This is a genomic window from Patiriisocius sp. Uisw_017, from assembly GCF_047731265.1.
Lineage (GTDB): Bacteria > Bacteroidota > Bacteroidia > Flavobacteriales > Flavobacteriaceae > Patiriisocius.
In genome coordinates, this window is record NZ_CP159835.1 from 2687950 (window position 1) to 2707814 (window position 19865).

The 19865-nt window shown below is 36.2% G+C and carries 18 protein-coding genes; 10 read left to right on the forward strand and 8 right to left on the reverse strand.

Annotated features, from left to right (window positions below; all coding sequences use genetic code 11):
- Window positions 1-140 precede the first annotated feature (140 nt).
- Genes ABXT67_RS12200 through ABXT67_RS12215 form a run of 4 tightly spaced genes read left to right on the forward strand, consistent with a single transcriptional unit; the run spans window position 141 to window position 2722 of the window.
- Window positions 141-458, forward strand: coding sequence for a 2TM domain-containing protein (locus tag ABXT67_RS12200; protein WP_415374324.1), 318 nt, complete (start codon window positions 141-143; stop codon window positions 456-458).
- A 1-nt stretch (window position 459) separates the two neighbouring features.
- Window positions 460-783: a 2TM domain-containing protein gene (locus ABXT67_RS12205; RefSeq protein WP_415374325.1), complete on the forward strand. Its 324-nt coding sequence runs from the start codon at window positions 460-462 to the stop codon at window positions 781-783.
- Between the two features lie 17 nt (window positions 784-800).
- The gene (locus ABXT67_RS12210) at window positions 801-1937 is read left to right on the forward strand and encodes an amidohydrolase family protein (RefSeq protein ID WP_415374326.1); all 1137 of its coding nucleotides are present in this window, start codon (window positions 801-803) and stop codon (window positions 1935-1937) included.
- Window positions 1938-1966: 29 nt separating this feature from the next.
- Complete coding sequence (locus ABXT67_RS12215; protein ID WP_415374327.1) at window positions 1967-2722, forward strand: LytR/AlgR family response regulator transcription factor; 756 nt, start codon at window positions 1967-1969, stop codon at window positions 2720-2722.
- A 170-nt stretch (window positions 2723-2892) separates the two neighbouring features.
- On the opposite strand, the gene ABXT67_RS12220 is transcribed toward ABXT67_RS12215, so the two are convergent.
- A complete protein-coding gene (locus ABXT67_RS12220) occupies window positions 2893-4095 on the reverse strand; it encodes an LETM1-related biofilm-associated protein (RefSeq protein WP_415374328.1) in 1203 nt (400 codons plus the stop codon).
- 204 nt (window positions 4096-4299) lie between these two features.
- Here ABXT67_RS12220 and ABXT67_RS12225 point away from each other — a divergent pair, with 204 nt between their 5' ends.
- From ABXT67_RS12225 to ABXT67_RS12245, 5 genes are all read left to right on the forward strand, one after another.
- Window positions 4300-4836, forward strand: coding sequence for a DUF4331 family protein (locus tag ABXT67_RS12225; RefSeq protein ID WP_415374329.1), 537 nt, complete (start codon window positions 4300-4302; stop codon window positions 4834-4836).
- Window positions 4837-5009: 173 nt separating this feature from the next.
- Window positions 5010-5621 carry a DUF4331 family protein gene (locus ABXT67_RS12230; protein WP_415374330.1) on the forward strand — a complete coding sequence of 204 codons (612 nt, stop codon included), beginning with the start codon at window positions 5010-5012 and terminating at the stop codon, window positions 5619-5621.
- A gap of 139 nt (window positions 5622-5760) precedes the next feature.
- Window positions 5761-6489: a DUF4331 family protein gene (locus tag ABXT67_RS12235; RefSeq protein WP_415374331.1), complete on the forward strand. Its 729-nt coding sequence runs from the start codon at window positions 5761-5763 to the stop codon at window positions 6487-6489.
- A gap of 24 nt (window positions 6490-6513) precedes the next feature.
- Window positions 6514-7209, forward strand: a complete 696-nt coding sequence (locus ABXT67_RS12240) for a DUF4331 family protein (protein WP_415374332.1) — start codon at window positions 6514-6516, stop codon at window positions 7207-7209.
- Between the two features lie 75 nt (window positions 7210-7284).
- Window positions 7285-8574, forward strand: a complete 1290-nt coding sequence (locus tag ABXT67_RS12245) for a tetratricopeptide repeat protein (protein WP_415374333.1) — start codon at window positions 7285-7287, stop codon at window positions 8572-8574.
- A 236-nt stretch (window positions 8575-8810) separates the two neighbouring features.
- Here the strand turns inward: ABXT67_RS12245 and ABXT67_RS12250 are convergent, their stop codons facing one another.
- From ABXT67_RS12250 to ABXT67_RS12280, 7 genes are all read right to left on the reverse strand, one after another.
- Complete coding sequence (locus ABXT67_RS12250; RefSeq protein WP_415374334.1) at window positions 8811-9089, reverse strand: hypothetical protein; 279 nt, start codon at window positions 9087-9089, stop codon at window positions 8811-8813.
- A 316-nt stretch (window positions 9090-9405) separates the two neighbouring features.
- Window positions 9406-10050: an RNA polymerase sigma factor gene (locus ABXT67_RS12255; RefSeq protein ID WP_415374335.1), complete on the reverse strand. Its 645-nt coding sequence runs from the start codon at window positions 10048-10050 to the stop codon at window positions 9406-9408.
- 26 nt (window positions 10051-10076) lie between these two features.
- Window positions 10077-10652, reverse strand: coding sequence for a superoxide dismutase family protein (locus ABXT67_RS12260; protein WP_415374336.1), 576 nt, complete (start codon window positions 10650-10652; stop codon window positions 10077-10079).
- A 323-nt stretch (window positions 10653-10975) separates the two neighbouring features.
- On the reverse strand, window positions 10976-12193 hold the full coding sequence (locus tag ABXT67_RS12265; protein ID WP_415374337.1) for an alpha/beta fold hydrolase: 1218 nt from the start codon (window positions 12191-12193) through the stop codon (window positions 10976-10978).
- 196 nt (window positions 12194-12389) lie between these two features.
- Window positions 12390-13082, reverse strand: a complete 693-nt coding sequence (locus ABXT67_RS12270; RefSeq protein WP_415374338.1) for a DUF2490 domain-containing protein — start codon at window positions 13080-13082, stop codon at window positions 12390-12392.
- Between the two features lie 71 nt (window positions 13083-13153).
- Window positions 13154-15100, reverse strand: a complete 1947-nt coding sequence (locus tag ABXT67_RS12275) for an alpha/beta fold hydrolase (protein ID WP_415374339.1) — start codon at window positions 15098-15100, stop codon at window positions 13154-13156.
- 11 nt (window positions 15101-15111) lie between these two features.
- A complete protein-coding gene (locus tag ABXT67_RS12280; protein WP_415374340.1) occupies window positions 15112-18315 on the reverse strand; it encodes a WD40/YVTN/BNR-like repeat-containing protein in 3204 nt (1067 codons plus the stop codon).
- A gap of 371 nt (window positions 18316-18686) precedes the next feature.
- Here ABXT67_RS12280 and ABXT67_RS12285 point away from each other — a divergent pair, with 371 nt between their 5' ends.
- Entirely contained in the window at window positions 18687-19832 is a 1146-nt protein-coding gene (locus ABXT67_RS12285; RefSeq protein WP_415374341.1) for a vWA domain-containing protein, read from the forward strand.
- Window positions 19833-19865: the final 33 nt, after the last annotated feature.

Genomic DNA, 19865 nt, shown 5'->3' on the forward strand with positions numbered 1-19865 from the left:
TAGTAGGTGCTATTTTTTGATTTTACCTAAAGCCTGTACCCAAGGACAATTCAGAACATAAAAGCAACAATTGAGTAATCTCTTTTTTAAGAAGCCTTATACACCTAGTATCTTTATACTATAATTAAAAACACAACATTATGGACCATTTTAATAAAGATGACAAATATTATCGCGCAAAAGAACGTATCGCTCAGATCAAGAAGTTTTATATGAGTTTAGCTTCCTTTATAATCTTCATTGGCTTTTTGGCAACGTTAAATTATTACACAAACGAGTGGCGAAATCCCTGGTTTTTATGGGCCGCATTTGGATGGGGAATTGGGTTGTTTTTTCAAGCAGCAAAGACATTTAATTTTATGAGCCTTCTAGGAAAAGACTGGGAAGCAAAAAAAATGAAGGAGTTTATGGAGGAAGAAGATAAAAATAAAAATGACGAACCTAAAATAAGATTTTAAGATGAGAATTATAAAAGACAGAAAGTATAAAGCTGCTCAAAAGCGGTTGGAAGATTTAAAGGGGTTTTATAATCATTTAGGAATTTATATTGTGGTTAACCTCATTATTGTTGGGCTGTACATCGTTTCGGCTTACAACAAATCTGGTGGATTTGAAGATGAAAATTTTTGGTTATGGCTGTCTTTAAACACTTTCTCGGTTCCTGTTTTTTGGGGAATAGGTTTATTATTCCATGCAATGAAAGTCTTCAATGTTAAGTTTTTTAGAAAATGGGAAGAGCGAAAGTTGAATGAGTTCTTAGAAAAAGAAGAAACTAGAAATTGAGATTTAAAAATTTTAAAATGCAAAATTTAGCACTATTTACGATCGCTCTTTTTTCAGCTTCATTAGTTGCACAAGATTTTGTGGTAACAAATGTCACCTTATTTGATGGAGAAGCGCTTATTGAAAACACATCGGTCTTAATTGAGGATGGGAAGGTTGTAGAAGTAGCACAAAGGATTGAAACTACGGCAGAGCGCATTGATGGAACCAGTAAGTTTTTAATGCCTGGATTAACCAATAGCCATGTGCATGCTTTTTCAGCTTTATCTTTGAAGGAGGCAGCAAAAGCAGGAGTTTTACAAATGTATGATATGCACGGGATGGAGCAATACCAGCGCCAAATGCAAAAATCTTTTAAGGAAAATCCAGACTATGCAGATTTCTATTTTGCAGGAAATGCTGCCACCGTACCCAATGGTCACGGGACTCAATTTGGATTTGAAGTATCCACGCTTACCAAACCAACCGAAGCTCAAAAATTTGTGGCAGACAGAATATCGTCTGGAGCGAACTATATTAAAATCATTGTAGAATCTTGGAAAGAGACATTAAACCAGGAAACGATTTCGGCTTTAATTGCTGAAGCGCACGCCAATAAAATTCTTGCGGTCGTTCATATTTCTAAATGGGAGGATGCAAAATACGTCATCGAAGAAAAAGCAGATGGACTCGTTCATATTTGGTGGGATAAAAAAGCGGATGTAGCCGAATTAAAAAAACTAAAAATGACCGAAAATTTCTTTGTGATACCTACTATTTTAACTGCTCATCTAGCCTTAGATGGTATTCGAAAAAAGAGTCCTGAAAATGAATTTCTTTCCAATGAAGATATTTTAAGGGAAGTTAGAAAACTGTATGATGCAGGAATTCCTTTACTTACAGGAACAGATCCTCCCAATGCAGGTATTAATTACGGTACAGATTTGTATAGAGAAATGGACTTAATGTCCAAGGCAGGTATTCCAAATTTAGAAATTTTAAAAGCCGCGACTTCAAACCCATCTATCTATTTTAACATCAATGAAACTGGTTATATAAAGGAAGGTTATCAGGCACATATGATCCTACTAGATAAAAACCCTATTCAAAATATAAAGTACATTAGTACTATTAACACTGTTTGGAAATCAGGAAAAAAAGTAAACAGAGAGTAGCCTAATCAACTAAAAAATTCACATTAAAAATGAATGTTATAATTATCGAAGACGAAAAGCCTTCCGCAAGAAGATTGCAACGAATGCTTTTAAAAATGAACGTAGAGGTATCCACGATGCTGCATAGTGTTGAAGAGTCCACAACTTGGTTTCAAAATAACGAACATCCAGATTTGATTTTTCTAGACATCCAATTGAGTGATGGCCTTTCGTTTGAAATTTTCGAGACCATTGAAGTAAAGAGTTCTATTATATTCACCACAGCTTTTGACGAATATGCTTTACAAGCTTTTAAACTGAATAGTATAGACTATCTTCTAAAGCCTATTGATGAAGAAGAATTACAAACGGCGGTCACAAAATACAATGCCTTAAAAACTGTTGCTAAGAACGTACAGCTAAATTTTGAAGACATTAAAAAATTACTTTCAAATCCAGTAGAGCGAGAATACAAAAAGCGGTTCACAACAAAGATAGGGCAGCATATTAAGATGATATCTATAGATGATATTGAATGTTTTTATAGCGAAAATAAAGGTACCTACGCACACACACTAGATGGGCGCGACTATCTTTTAGATACTACTTTAGAGGAATTAGAAACAGAACTATCACCAAAAACTTTTTTTAGAGTCAGCCGAAAATTTTACATCAACATCAATTTCATTAAAGACATTATATCGTACACAAATTCAAGGCTTCAAATCAAACTCAATAGTTACAAAGAACAAGAAGTAATTGTAGCCAGAGAGCGCGTTAGAGATTTTAAAGTGTGGCTTGAGTAAATTTAGAATTATGAATTCGGAATTAGAGGTGTTTTACTTAATAACCCAAGGGTTGCCGAGTCCGTTTGCCAATTTTGGGAGGTGATTTTGCGATATATTTTAATACACCTGCCTTAGCGCTAGAGGCACTGCAACTGCTAACTCACTTCAAAACCGCCAACCGCCAATGCCTACTCTTTTTTTGAAACCCTGTTTTCATCAAATGCTGAAGGCAATAGTTTTGGAATAAACTTCACTAATATAGGTATTAATAAAGTACCTCCAGGTAGCAGAAAAATAGTGAGCGACGGGATTGATTTGCAGACGTCCAATAATTGATCTTTAACCTTTCCTTTTTCTTCAATGGATAAATCACGATGTGCAGAACTCCCCAATAATAAAAGCAACTCGCCACTTTCTGAAAGTTCTTTTAAAAGCCGATCACTATTTCTTAGAATAAGCCTCCTAACAGTAATTATTGATTGTTTGTAAAATTGTTTAATAGGAGAGGAGTATTCAAAGAGTTTTATCTTTTGTTTTATTCCTTGTGAGAATTCTTGCAGTTCGAAAATACTTTTTGAAAGGCTTTCACTATTAAATCCTAACTTAGAAGTAATATTTTCTAAAAATAGATACTCGCTCATTTCCATTTTTGTGTCTTCCCAAACGGCTATGCACGCAACATCTAGCAAGTAATTTCTGGTGGTAATATTGTACTCTTTAAATTTATTTTCTGTTGTTTCAGTCTCAAAATGATCTGTGTCTATAATATAAGTAGCTGAGGTTTCAAAAAGCTCAATCAATAATTTATCGTATTTGTTTTTTTTCTGTTTCGATTTCAAGGCTAAAAAACTGCATGAAATAGCAATGGTTTCAATGTCCGTAGCAAAAGCTTTTATTTCTTGAGGTGCAGATAACCATCGTTCGTATACGATTACATCTATAAAAAGTAATGCATACGTAAGAAGTGAAATAACATTTGTTTTTACTATGGAATTCGATTCTTGCAGCCTTCTGGACAATAGTTGCTCTAACTTTCTTGGATCGGATTTAGAAAAAGATAAATTTATTAAAAAACTAGATTTGCCTTTTTCTAGGGTATTATAAAACGTTAGAATACTTTCTATAGCGCCTTCTTTAGTGCCATTTTGATTGTTTTTATAATAAATATACAAAAGTGAGTAGAACAGGTTTACTTTCGAGAGTTCCTCAGTATTTAATTTTAATGACCCCAAAGTTAATTTGGTAATGTGCTCATTAGAAAGGCCATAAATAAAGCCGGATTTTCGCAGTGCATTATAGAATTCAGTTTCACTTGAAAATTGGCTTCCAGGCGTACCATCTCTATAGCTGCTCAACAACTTATTAATCCAATCTTGTGCAGATGGGTTCATTTATTTTATCATAATTAGTTAAACAAAGGTACAACTAAGACGAGTGTAAATACAAATCTTTTAGTTAACAGAACATTAACTTTTTTAGCAAAAACCAAAGGCGAAGTTTCATCGTAAATTGAGGTAAATATAGAACATTCAAATTTTTAAAACCTAAATTATTATGAAAAAAACAAAGATTTTGCAGCTATTGGTGGCCTTGGAATGACCGTCGCATCCGTAATATTAATTGCTGAAGATCAAGTAGATGCTCCATCTGTAGCAGGAACTACCATTGATATTACTGACCTTTATGCCCTTGGAGGAGACAATCCAAACAACACCGTATTTATTGCAACCGTTCAAGGGCCGTTATCTCCAGAAGAAACTGGCTCAGCAACATTTGACGAGGATGTATTAATAGAATTTAATATAGATAATACTGGATATTTCGTGGAGGATCTAGTGATCCAAGCCATTAAGCGTGGCGATTCTATATGTTTTTTCGGTCTAGAAATAGTCGTGGCCTCAGAAACAGGCTTAAATAGTAACGTTCAAACAGACGCACTAAGAACCGCTGTTAAAATTTCAACATCTGCAGATGTTCAAACTGCTAGTAATAATGGGGTTATTGCTTATGCAGGTCCAATAAGAGATGGTTTTTTTTTGATTTTAATCGATTTAATATGGCGGTGTCTGGAGCAGTTGCACCACAAGGTTTTTCACCACTGGATCAAGCTTCAGATTTTTTATCAGACCTAAATGTAGAGCATCGGTAATAGAAGTTCCTAACGATACGTTTGGAGAAGCTCCGGCACATGTTGCTGCTGCCGTTGGAATTATTGGTTTGCTAAATGCATATAATGTTTGGGCTACTGCCAACAGAAAAAACTAATCTAAATAAAACATTCAAATTAATTTTAAAATTTTAAAAAATGGACACATGCAAGTTAATAATTGCATTTATTACAATTTGCGCTTCACTCCTGTTTGTAAAATGTAGTGATGATGATAGCATCGTAGTTATACCTCAGGAAATAGTTTTTTCAGGAACGTTCTCTCAAGAAGATAGTATGGGGAGTCCAGGAATCAATACTATTTTTAGTGGTTCAGGTGATTTAAAAAATAACTTTAACAAATCTATTCCTACAAATAGAGCAACTTTTCAGCCTATACTTCAGGCAACTTTAGAGTTGTATCACGATGTATATGCAGTTTCTTTAGGAGTAGACCCAGCAAATCTTGACTATGAAACAAATATTTTAGGCCTTGATGCAGCAACCTTTAATACTATATTAGCACAATTTGATGCCTTACAAGTAGCTCCAGAAGGAGAAACTATTTACTTTAACCTTACTACGGGGTTAGCGTTGACGAGTAGAAAATTAGCAGACGATGTAATTGACGTTTCACTTACGCTCATGTTCGGTGGTACTGCGGGTAATCGTTTTGACGGGAACAATGGTACGCCCCAATTAACAAGTGATGGAGTAGGAGTAGGTGACAGAACTTTTGGTTCTTTCCCTTACTTAAATACATCTAATTAATTAGAAAAAGGGAGGGTTTTAAAAAGAGGAAAGCTTCATGTTCTTTTTAAAATAACTTCTATTCCTTCTAAAGTGGGATAAACTAAAAAAAGCTAGTATTTTTACGCATCTAATTTCAGTTTAAATAAATGAATCACAAATGAGAAAAACAAAGATTTTTGCTGCTATAAGTGGAGTAGGACTAGCTGTAGCATCTATATTTTTTATTGCTGCAGATCACGTTGATGCTCCGGCAGTATCCGGTACAAAAACAGACATTGCAGATCTTTTTGCTTTTGAAGGAACTAATTCTAATAACACCGTATTGATAGCCACTTTGCAAGGGGCCTTAGTATCTGGTGATCAAACTACAAATGCACAGTTTGATGAAGATGTAATGATTGAATTTAATATCGATAATACAGGAGATTTTATTGAAGACTTGGTTATACAGGCTGTACGTAGAGGAGATTCTATGTATTTCTTTGGTCCTGCGGCACCGGCAGAAACTGGGCTTGAAAGTTCCGTAATCACATTTGCTTCTCGTACTGCAGTTAAAATATCTACTTCAGAGGCAGCACAAACAGCGACTAGCACTACTAATATGAGTGTTTTTGCAGGACCCCGTAGAGATCCATTCTTTATGGATTTTAACCGTTTTAACTTGGTTGCTTCAGGCGCAGTTGCTCCAGAAGGATTTTTACCTCCTGCTGAGGCTTCAGATTTCTTTGCAGATTTAAATGTGCTTGCAATTGCTGTTGAGGTACCTAATTCTATGTTAGGAACTGCACCTACGCATGTTGCGGTAGAAAACTTGCCAGACCTTTTTGCAGCAGGATCAATACCAGATTCGTATAATGTATGGGTAACAACAAGTAGGAAACAATAAGTGCTAATTATTAAAATGAAGAAAATGAAACTATATAAATTAAGAATTTTAGTTGCTGTGCTTTGTACTTCTCTATTATTTGTTCAATGTGGTGACGACGACGATAATGGTAATGTTATTGTTTCTGCGGCCTGTGATGATGGAGAGCAAAATGGAGATGAAGAAGGAGTAGATTGCGGCGGTAGTTGTGAGCCTTGTGTAGAAGAAGCCATAAATTTTTCAGGAACTTACATTCAAGAAGATAGTATGGGACGTCCTGGAATCAACACTGTTTTTAGTGGTGCTGATGATGTAAAGAATAACTTTAATACAACAACCCCGTCAGATAGAGCTGCATTTCAGCCTATATTTCAGGCAACTTTAGAGTTGTATCACGATGTATATGCCACTTCCTTAGAGATTGATCCTGCAGACCTTGATTATGAAACCAATATTTTAGGATTAGATGCGGCAACATTTACAACAGTACTAGCCCAGTTTGATGCATTACAAGTAGCTTCAGAAGGCCCGACATCATATTTTAATAGTACTACTGGACTTCCACTAACTGGAAGAAATTTGACAGATGATGTTATAGACATTTCATTAATATTAATGTTTGGTGGAACATCAGGAACTCGTTTTGATGGAACTAATGATACCCCTCAATTAACGAGTGATGGTGTGGGTATTGGTACTCGTGTGTATGGTGAATTTCCTTACCTAGAGACTCCTAATTAAATAACACATTAAATGAACAAGAAGAGAGCATTTTTGCTCTTTTCTTGTTTTTAAGAATAAATAATTGCCGCTGACATGAAGAATATAGGATACATAATGTTGTTAAGTTTATGCTTTATAGCCTGTAATAATGAGCCTAAACAAGCTCCTATTACAAACTCAAATGATTATAATAAGTATTTAGAACAAGACGCAAAGGCGAGCTATAAAGCTGCAATTACTGAAAAAAAATTCTGGTCCAATAGATTAGGAGCCGATTCTACGGGCATAGGAGATTTAGGACCATTAGCAGGGGCGTATACGCGTATTTTTCAAACAGGGGGTGCTATTGAAAATTTAAAAAAAGCAGAAGCGCTCTATAATAAAGCCATCGCAGTTGCTTCACCCATACTAAAAGATTCTTATGTGCGGGCACTGGCTCACAATTATATATCCCAGCATCGTTTTAAAGAAGCAAATGCAATGTTGGAAAAGAGTTATGCAGGACCTTCAAATAAACACGCGACAGAACTTATGTTGTTTGATAGCTATATGGAAATTGGAGCTTACAATAAGGCAAACGAGGTGCTTATAAAACTGAAAAACAACAGCGATTATAATTACTTAATTAGAGTAGCAAAATGGAGCGACCATAATGGAGATTTAGATGCTGCCATTCGTTATTTAGAGAAAGCACGCGATATTGCAGAATCCAGAGATAGTAAACCTTTAAAGATTTGGACCTATTCAAACATAGCCGATTTTTATGGGCACGACGGAAATATAAAAGCATCGTATGACCACTACTTAAAAACCTTGGAGTTGCAACCAGATAATGCTTATGTAAAAAAAGGGATTGTATGGATTTTATATTCAAAAGAACGGAATACAAAAGAAGCAAACCGAATCTTAGACACGCTCATCAAAAATCATAACATTCCAGATTATTATCTTCTGAAAGCGGAAATGGCAGAATTTGAAAATGATCAACAGACTGCTGAAAAATATACCAATAAATTTTTAGAAGCAACGGATAATGAGAAATACGGCGGAATGTATAATACCTATAAAATTGAAGTATTGGTAAACTCCAATCCAACTGCTGCATTGCAATTAGCAAAAGCCGAAGTTAAAAACAGGGCAACACCAGAAACATATCACTTACTTGCATTAGCACAACTAAAGAATGGTTTAAAAACAAAAGCATTACAAACTATTGAGCAACACGTTGCGAATAAATCACCAGAACCTATGGCCTTGTTTCATAGCGCTATGGTGTATAAAGCAAACGGTCTAAGTAAAAAGGTACGTCCTTTAAAAGAATTATTATTAGAAGCAAGTTATGAGTTAGGCCCAGTAATAGCTGCTCAGGTCGCAGAACTATAGTAATAACAGTTGTCATAAACCCGGGAAGATTGTATCTAAGGCGTTACAGTACCTAATGTATATAATTGTGACAGTGTAGGGGTTTCATTGCCTCCTTCAGGCCCTAACGTTATAGCAAAGGCTTCTGGTGCTGCTTGTATATCTTCAAACTTATAAATGTTTTCTGCTACAGAAGTTGCATCGTGAATAAGCCCTAAACTTTTTGGAGTTAATGGGTCTAATACTAATGACCAAACTTAATATACTTTTCCTTGAGGTGCACAAGGAAGTCCTTGAACGTCAATATACGCTAGGTTTCCTATTGTATTATAAAATACCTTTGCATAAGCGTTGGGAGATACTGCTTGGTTAACTAGTAGGAGAATGTTTTTATAATCTTTCGATTGGAGTATTTCGAATAGGTTAGCAGTAGCTGCCAATTCGGTTTCTACTTCTATTAGGCTTTTATTTAACTCCATATTTTCTTCTTGGGTAAGTATTATTTCCTCTTTCAAAGTATTATTTTGATTCATCATCCAGAAAATCCCACCAAGAAACAGTATTGCTGCTGTCCAGCCTAAAACAGAAGCCCAGTTTGTAGCGGTATCTTTTGGTATGGTCTTGACACTCCCAATAGTCGATAATATATCACTCTAAACCATAGCCGTTAATGAAGGTGCAGTATTTTTTGAAAGTTGCATAAGCACGCTTTCAATTCTAAAGATTTCTTCTTTTACTTCTGGGTATTTTGAAATAGCCAGAAGAACTTCTTGCTCTTCATTTGTAGGCAATGCACCACAAACATAAAGTTCTAAATTCCCTGATTCTATAATTTATCCTGCAGTCATAATGTTATTCTAAGACGCTCGTTTGTAATGATTTCATACAATTTCTATCCCTATTTTTCAGAGAGCCAAGTGGCATTTCAAGTTCTTCTACCGCCTCTTTTTGTATAAAACCCTTAAAATATAAAAGGTCAATTATTTTTATACAAATAGGTTTTAATTGCCCTACAAACTTTTTAATCTCTAATGCATTGGTGCTTCTATTCAAGCTATCACTCCCAGACAATATATCTACGAAGTTAGCTGTAGATAGGTTTTTCTTTGAATTTTTATATGCTTCGGAGCGCGTTTGGTCAATTGCAGTATTTCTAGCAATATTTAAAGCCCATGTAAAAAACCTCCCCTTATTAATATCATACGATTTTAAATTGTTCCAGATTTTAATAAAAACATCTTGAAGCGTTTCTTCGGCAATCGCCGAGTCCAAAACATCACTGTACACTATTCCATAAAGCGCTTCTGAATACAATGTATAAATTCTTGCAAATGCCGTTTCGTTTCCGTTTTGCATTTCAAGAATTAGTTCATCAGGTTGTCTCGTTGAGAATTTTTTGAAAGATAAAGAATTTAAATAATTGGTTATAAATGAAATTCTTTTTTCTTTACAATAGTGACCATATCCCAAAGCAAAAATGCCAATGAAATTATTCATTGGCATTTGTTAATTTAAAACTATTATTATTGAATTATCCCTCCACAACTAACTCTAGCGCCAGCAGCACCAGAAGGTTGTGAGGTGAAATCATCTGCTCCTTGATGAACGATTATTGCTTTTCCTAAAATATCTTTTGCTTCCTCTCCGCATCCAATGCACCATTCGTCTGTTTGCATTCCTATGCTTCCTGTGCCATCTTCAGCTACTTTAAAATTACCTATATCTCCTTTGTGATACTCACTTTGGTCGCCCCATTTACCGTGATCCTTAAAGGCAGGGTTCCAATGGCCTCCAGAAGATTTACCATCTGCAGATGAACAATCTGCTTTTTCATGTATATGTATCGCGTGCATACCAGGAGTTAGATTTGTTAAAAACGCTTCAAACATCACCATTTCTCCTTTTTGTGTAAATGTAACCTTACCACTGGCCTCACTGTCACTTTTTGATTCTAACGCAAAGGATACAGTCTTTATGTCAACGGATATAGTTTTTAATTCTTCGGTTACTTCTTCGTTTACCACATCCTCGTCTTTTTTGTCACTTTTACAGCTAAATGCGATTAATGACACTACTAAAATTGCAAAATATTTTTTCATTTGTCTATGTTTTTATTATTTGTAATTTTTAAAGATACAATCAATGCATTAGGGCAACAAAAAATTATGAAAAAATTAAAAATCAGCACTACTCAAGAGAATACAGTTTATAAACAACATCTTTAATAGCACATTTTTTTTGATACCGTTTGCATTGATAAATGTGAATTTTTTTATAAAAGTAAATTTATTTAGTTGAAAAATAACCATTTACTGCAACCCTGGTGTTCTCCTCTTTTTTCAATGGTTTTGCAATCGTCTCAGAAAATATTAAACCCTGAGTTCCGGTAATGCTAAATCAAATTTATTGGATGATTCCATCATTATATAAGGGTAGTAATTACTTGTGTATCGGTATTCAATGTTTTGTGAACAGGACATTTGTCTGCTATTTGTAACAAGCGTTTTAATTGTTTGTCATCAAGCTTTCCTGTAAACTTTATTTCTTTGCGAAAGGTGTCTATCTTTTTTATACCATCGGCATCACAATTATCACAATCACTTGCATAATCTCTTCCATAACTCGTGTGAACTTCTACATTTTCAACATCCCAACCCTTGCGTTTAGCGTACATCTGTATAGTCATTGCTGTGCACGCAGAAAGACTTCCTGCTAAAAGTTCATACGGGGTAGGTCCATAATTATTTCCACCCACTTTTAGAGGCTCGTCTGCTTTGCTAAAGTGACTTCCCATTTTCATAACGGTCGTAAAGCCATCGTCTCCATCAAGACTTGCCGCTACTTGATGGCTAGATCTTATTATTTCTTCTTCTGGAACAGCTATATATCGGGCAGCCCAGCCCGAAATTACTTTTCCTACATAAGCTGCATTTTTTTTACCAATGAGTAAATGTTCGCTACCATCTAGGGTTACAAAACTTTTTGGGTGTTTTGCAGCGTGGTAAATTTCTTCTGCATTCTTAATGGATACTGTAGCATCTTGTGGGGAGTGTAATATTAGTATGGCTTTACCGTGAAGTTTTGCAGCGGCTCGTTGACAGGATTGTTCTTCAAGATCATCAAAAAACTGTTTTTTGAATTTAAATTCTCGTCCTGCTAATACTACATTTGCTTCGCCTTCATTTTCAATAATTGCTGCTTGCTCCCCAAACTGACTTTTAACGTGCACTGGGTTACTAGGCGCTCCAATCGTAGCCAGCGCTTGTATGGATGGGATTTCGTGGGCTGCAAAAATGGCTGCTGCGCCGCCTAAAGAATGCCCAATCAATAGAGAAGGGGCTTTAAAGTTGGTTTCTAAAAATTTAGCAGCGTATACTAAATCTTCTATATTACTAGAAAAGTTCGTGTCTGAAAAGTCACCATCACTATCTCCCAAGCCCGTAAAATCAAAACGGAGCACGCCAAAGCCTTCACTCGCCAATGCCTTACTCACATTGCGTACCGCACTAAAATCTTTGGTACAAGTAAAACAATGTGCAAAAATCGCAAAGTTATGAGGTTCTTGATCTAATGGCATATCCATGCGCCCAGAAAGGGTTATTCCTTGAGCGTTGGTGAATGTTATTTTTGATGATTTCATTTTGTTATTTAGTTATTTAAGTGGTTCTATTTTAGTCTGTTTCAAAATTTTACTCAACAGCTTTTCCTTTTTGAATTTTAAATGACACTATTTTTCTGGTATTATTTTATTCATATGTAGATTTTACATTGTGTCCAACTATTGTTTACAAACACTAAGTCACAATTAGTTTCTAAAATTTCAGATTAAAAGATATTTAAAAATCACGCCCCTCCCTCAAATCAAGATTATACCAAAACCCCAATTGTAACCTATCAAAGTTGATCCCCGTAAAATGGTTTTTTAAATAACCAATTTCAGATCTCAGATCTTTACTCCATTTATAACCCACAGCGCCATACAATCTATTTTGACCAAAAATGGGTTCTTGGAGATTGATAAAAATTTCATTGTAAGCACTTACATACCAAGTTTCGGTAATGGGGTAGGTGAGTCTCAATAAATATCTAGCTCTGTATTGTGTTGCGTTTCCATTGGTTGGACTGTCGATAAATCGTTGTTCAAACCTATAGCGATGTACGCTTTTAAATTTCCAAAGAGAGTTTCTAATTATAAATTGACCGTAAAGTCTATGTTCTGTAATGTTTTCTTCACCGCTAGGCTCTTCAAAGGTTACATCTGTCGATATGTAGGCGTATCCCAATGTTACAGCAGCTTTGTCTGTAATATGCCAATTAAAACCATTCCTAACCAATAATTGATTAAAATTGGAACCTACTTCATACGTTCGGTATTGAATTTCTGGACTAATACTAATCCGTTCAGAAAGCCGCACGTTCCCAAAAAACATCCTCCAACTTCCTAGTTTATCTTGTCCTGTTTCTTGTGCATTTGTTTTGGTTAATGGCAGTACGCTTAATATTACCGTTAGTGCAAGTAGTCTCTTCATTTTTGAATTTGCCTTTGTCATAATGGCCTTTAGCCTCTAGCCAAATAGCTAAAGACCAAACTAATGGATATTTAATGGGTGTCTATATTAATGGCAGCTGGTTTTTCTGTATCCAAATTGCTTTCGGTATTTCCTTTTAAGTATTTGTCTAGAAACTTTTTTATTTTTCCGTAGGCTTCAATTTGATTTTCTTTTTTTACAAAACCGTGGCCTTCATCTTCAAACAATACATACTCTACAGGAACTCCATTTTTACGAACACCTTCCACAATTTCATCACTTTCTACCTGCAGTACTCGTGGATCTTGAGCTCCTTGCAACACCATAAGTGGCTTCGTAACTTTATCGGTATGAAATAAAGGCGAAATTTGGCGCAGTCTTATAGAATCTGCAGTGTTAGGGTCTCCCATCTCTGTGTATAATGCCTCTTTGAAAGATTCCCACCACGGCGGAATGCTTTTTAAAGTACGTAACCAATTGGTAACACCAAAAATATTAACGCCCACATTAAATTCCTCCGGAGCATAAGTTAATGCTGCCATCGTCATATATCCACCATAAGAACCTCCAATGATTCCAATGCGTTCACCGTCAATAACATCTCGCGAAGCCAACCAATTTTTTCCTTCAACACAATCTTTTAAATCTTTATCCCCGTGATTTTGATCATCCATTTGATAGAATGTTTTTCCGTAGCCGCTACTTCCTCTATTATTAACTGCTAACACAGCATACCCATGATTTACTAAATACTGAATGGTACTGTTAAAACCCTGTCTAGACTGTCCACCTGGCCCGCCGTGAACCCAAACAAGCGCAGGAACTGGACTTTCTTTGGTTGCTTGTTTTGGTTGGTAATAGATTGCTGGAATTTCAACACCATCAAAAGATTTGTATCTAATTACTTCAGCTGAAACTAAATCCTCTTGGTTAATTTCATTGTTTAAGTTTTCGGTAAGTCTTGAAAACTCTTTTGTTTTTAAATTATATGAATAAGAATCTGAAGGCGTACTTGATTCACCCATACGCAATAGGACAGCATCTTCATCACGAGAGAAGGAAACATCTGTAATTTCTTTGTTTTCTACACTAGGTAATTCCAAGGTTTTTCCGGTAGCAATTTCAGTAATCTCTAGACTATTTTTTGCATCTTCATTAATGAATGTGGTTTGGTATTTTCCATTTTCAGAAAAAGAATAGCCATTAATATCCCAGTCTCTTTCTACAACCTTTTCTTTCGCACCAGTTTCTATATCGTATTTCATTACATAACTAAATTCCCCGCCATCATCTGTAGAATAATACATAGCCTTTCCATCTGGCGAAATGTATTGCGGACTGTTCCCGCTTTGCGCATCATTAATTTTAGTCTTGATTCCCGTTTCAGTATTTAAAATATATAAATCGGTATCATTTGTATTAATAGGGCTTACCAGTGCGATGTGTTTTTTGTCATCTGTCATTCCAGCAAAATCGAATCCTTCTTCAATTTGATAGATCATTTTTGGACTTAAGGTCTCTAAATCCATTTCATAATGATCTGTATATCTGGGATCTCTTTCATTGCTTCCATAGTAAAAGCTTTTTCCATCTTTTGACCACCCACGAAAAAGGGCGCGAACTTTTTCAGTAGGAGTGAGGGCTTTAATAGTTTCGCCGTCTTTCATATAGATTTTATAAATTTCATCTCCATTACCATCCATTCTAAAGAGAATGCGATCGTCTTCTGGGAAATAAGAAATTCCATAAATGGAAGCACTATCACTTTTTGTAACGGGTATTAATTCGCCCCCTGTTGCAATAGTGGTGTACATATTATAAATACCAGATCGATTGCTAGTCATCAATACTTTACTTTTGTCTGACGAGTATCCGTTGGCAGACGCATTCTCATTATCCATAAATTGGGCTATGGTATAGTTTTCAACTTCGGTTGCAGTTGTTTCGTAGGCAGCCTTTTCGTTTTTGCAACTAACGATCATTAACAGACCGAGGATTGCTAGTATTGGTTTTTTCATAATTGGTTCTTTTAGTTTAATTTAAAAGTCTTTGTTTCCTTAAACTCTGGAATGGTAATCTGTCGCATTTTAGTTGTATATCCAACCCATTCCTTACTAAAAAAGGTATTTGTTGTGGTGAGCACTTCTTGAAGCTCATCTTTGGCTTGTTGCATTAACGTACGTTCTGTTTGTGTGAGGCCGTTTGGGCGACTACCGCTGTACCAGTTTGCAGTGCTAATGCGATTCATCACCGTAACTTCTGGATTGCGAGTGATGCCTTGACGCTTGTCTTCTTTTCCTATATATATTGCGATTAATTCATCAATTTTCTTCACGATATCTTTGCCTTCCTTCAATTGATCTTTGTATTTCTTCTTGTCTTTATCGGCATCTTTTTTAAGGTTTTTATTAAAGTCTTCAACTGCCTTTTTACTTTCTACTAATTGTTTTACAGCATCTGCAGCAATCTTTGTCATTGATTGAATGTCTTTGGATGCAATGTAGGTTTCGTTAATTGCTTTCTGCGGAATATCAAGCCTTGGATCACTTTCCACTTTTATCATTGTTTCAGAAACGACTCCGTCGTTTGATATTTCAATTTTATAAGTCCCAGGTTTTACCGAAGTTCCACCAGGCTCATTTTTCCTTTCCCTAATTTTTCTCGAAGGTCCATCTACACCAGCTTCATCCATATTCCATCGCCATTTATAAATTCCAGAGCTGTCTGGTATTTTACGTTTCAGTGTTCTAATCAATCTGTTTCCATCAAAAATTTTCATATAAATGGAATCTTTTGAAGGTCCAGTAATGTCAGTTTCTTCTACATCCTCATTTTCATTTTCAGAATCGTCATCTTCCTTATCATCAATATCTTCTTGCGTACTGAGGGGGGGCGAAGTGAACCAATACGATATTTGAGCACCAAAATCACGATTCTCACCATTGTACAATGCATCGCCACCAAAACGGCTACCTGTGGGTTGTTGATATGCCGCTTGATAGGCAGTAGGAGGAGAGAATACTTTTAGCTTCTCCTTAATGATGGTCTTGTCTTTAGCAATTTCTCGTAAGGGTCTAATGTCATCCAAAACCCAAGCTGCGCGACCAAAAGTTCCTATAACTAAATCGTGTTCGCGTTCTTGAATTACTAAATCTTTCACCGATACTGTTGGGAAACCATTGGTGAATTTTGTCCAAGTAAAGCCTGTATTTATGGTGTAATATAGTCCGTCGTCTGTCCCCAAAAAGAGTAAATTCTTCTCCACAGGATCTTCAACAATACACAAAGCATAACTTTCGGTATCTTTTTGATTTACAATTCTACTCCACGATAAACCGTAGTCTACAGTTCTGTAAGCGTAGGGTTTATAATCAAAGCGCCTGTAGTTATTTGCAACTAACAGCGCGCCTCCTTTTATTTTATTACTGGCTTTAATCTGAGTAATCCAACTCCCCTTGGGAAGTCCTGGTAATTTTGAGATTTCTTTCCAATCACCCCCATCATTTTTTGTCACAAATACGCGACCGTCATCACTACCGGTATATAGAACTCCCTTTTCAACAGGAGAAGGTTCTATTACTAAAATAGTAGTGAAATTTTCGGCTCCAGTGGCATCCATAGTAAGCCCACCGCTTTCTCCTTGCTTTTGTTTTTCAGGATCGTTGGTTGTTAAATCTCCTGAGATGACCTTCCAGGTTAGCCCTTTGTCTATTGATTTGTGGACAAACTGACTTCCGAAATAAATCGTATTATTGTCAAAAGGGTCAATATTAATCGCACTGTTCCAATTAAATCTAAGTTTTATGTTCGCATCTGGGTGGGTAGGTTTTACAGTGTAGTTATTCCCCGTAATCCAATCATATCTACTCACAAATCCCTGCTGACTCATACTCCAACCATAGCGGCTATCATCGCGGTCTGGAACGACGTCAAAACCATCACCAAAGCTTATTTCCTGCCAATAACTGTTTCTAATTCCTTGCGCTTTCCAAACATACGCAGGACCTCTCCAGCTTCCATTATCCTGCATCCCCCCATATACATTATACGGGTACTCGTTGTCTACATTTATATGATAAAACTGTGCAACAGGTAAATTTCCTATAAAGCGCCACGTTTTTCCGCCATCGTGTGTAATGTTTAATCCTCCATCATTTCCATCCATCATAAAACTTCCGTCTTTTGGGTGAATCCACCAGGCGTGGTGGTCTGGGTGTACCCCGTTTTCAACACCATATGCTGGCATTAATTGCTCAAAGTTTTTACCTCCATCTTCAGAAACATTCACGTAGGTAAATACAGAGAATACACGGTTTTCATTTTGAGGGTCTACATAAATATCGCTGTAATAAAAGGGGCGATTCCCAATATCATCTTTATCATTTATTTTTTTCCAAGTAAAACCACCGTCTTCAGATTTGTAGAGTGCGTTCTTTTTTGCCTCAATCAAAGCATAGATTATATTAGGCTTGTTTGGCGCTATGGAGAGTCCTATTCTCCCTAATTCACCTTTTGGAAGCCCATCTTTATTGGTGCGTTCTTCCCAAGTATCCCCGCCGTCGTGCGTGATGAATAATCCTGAACCTTCGCCACCAGATTTAAAAAACCAAGGATCCCGTTTGTGTTCCCACATGGCTGCGATTAGTTTGTTTGGGTTCGTTGGATCCATCACCATATCTGCAACACCCGTTTTTTTATTCTGGAATAAAACCTGCTTCCAAGTTACACCGCCGTCGGTTGTTTTATAAACACCTCGTTCTTCATGAATTCCCCAAGGGGAACCAATAGCACCAGCGTAAACTACATTTGGATTTGTTGGATCAATTAGGATTTTATGAATATGGCGTGTTTTTTCTAGTCCCATTGATTTCCAAGTACGACCTGCATCTAGTGATTTATAAACACCAAAACCTCCATTTAAGCTATTACGAGGATTCCCTTCACCTGTTCCTACCCAAATAACCGATGGATTTGATTGCTGAATAGCAACCGCTCCAATAGAGGCCGTTTTTTCATTATCAAAAACAGGATTCCATTTTATCCCACCACTGGTGGACTTCCACACCCCACCCGAAGCTGTCCCTACATACATTACATTGGTATCCTCGGTTACAACGTCAATAGCAGTTACACGACCAGACATTCCTCCAGGACCAATGTTTCTGGGTTTTAGTTCGTTTAGTAATTCATTTGTTAATTCTTGTGCCGAAATGGTTAAAGACAGGCACAGCAAAAAAGGAAACCTAGTTTTTTCATATTTATGAACTTATTAAGAAGTAGCTTTTATTATTTAGTTTTACAGAAATACCTCTAACATTTCTATAACGCTCCCCTCAAGAGGGAGCTTTTTTTTACTCCTTCCCCTTGAGGGGCAGGACGGGATGTTTGGATTATGATTAAATCTTAAGTTTTAAATAATAGTATTTAGAACAAAGGAAATTCAATTTTTGCTTAAAGATAAAAAATCTAGCAGATACCTAGAAAAAAAATAGTTAAGCTTAAGTTATATCTTAGTGATATGATTGGAAAATGATCAGTATAACTTTAATATCAGTTTAACTATTTGTCTTTTTTATTAAACAAACTTTATAGTAATTTTATACCATGAAGAAAACGCCAAATCGCAGCGGTTTTATTTTTACCAAACATACCCCCAAAGAACAATCTATTTTTGAAAGACTTTTTGAAGTTTTTCAGGAACTGATAACTCATACTTCGGGAGATTTTGATGAAGCCATAGATTGGCTAAGACAATTGGATAAAGAATATGAGCTCACTACGGAAGAATATACCATTGATGATTTTATTCAAGAATTAAAAGACCGAGGCTTTATCAGGGAAGAATTTTTGCCGGACGGAAAAGGTGGAGATAAAGGCGACGGTAAAGGAGAAATCTCCATTACTGAAAAATTGGAACGTGCACTTAGAAAACGTGCCTTAGAGCAAATCTTCGGAAAGCTAAAACGAAGTGGGCAGGGAAATCACAAAACGAAATACGTTGGAAGCGGGGATGAGCAATCTGGCGACTTTAGAGGTTACCAGTTTGGGGATGCTTTGGATCAAATTTCTATGACCGAAAGTATTAAGAATGCTCAAATAAACAACGGAATAGGAGACTTCCGCTTGACAGAAAAGGATCTTGTGGTCGAAGAATCGATGCACAAATCTCAAATGAGCACAGTATTGATGATTGACATTAGTCATTCTATGATTTTATATGGTGAAGATAGAATCACCCCAGCAAAGAAAGTTGCAATGGCTTTGGCTGAGTTAATTACCACCAGATACCCAAAAGACACACTCGATATTTTAGTTTTTGGCAACGATGCTTGGCCCATTAAAATTAAAGATTTACCCTATTTAACAGTAGGACCATATCATACAAATACCGTGGCGGGATTACAATTGGCAATGGATATGTTGCGGAGAAAGCGAAATACAAACAAACAGATTTTTATGATTACCGATGGTAAACCGAGTTGTTTGCGTTTGCCAGATGGCAGGTATTATAAAAATAGTAATGGATTGGACGACTACATCGTTAACAAGTGTTATATGATGGCGGCACAAGCTAGAAAGTTGCACATTCCTATTACTACCTTTATGATTGCTAGCGACCCGTATTTGCAACAATTTATAGATGCGTTTACCGAAGCAAATCAAGGAAAGGCCTTTTATACAGGTCTTCAAGGATTGGGAGAAATGATTTTTAAAGATTACGAGAATAATAGGAAGAGTAAATTAAGGTGATGAGAACAAAGAGAAAAGATTAAGACTAATCAT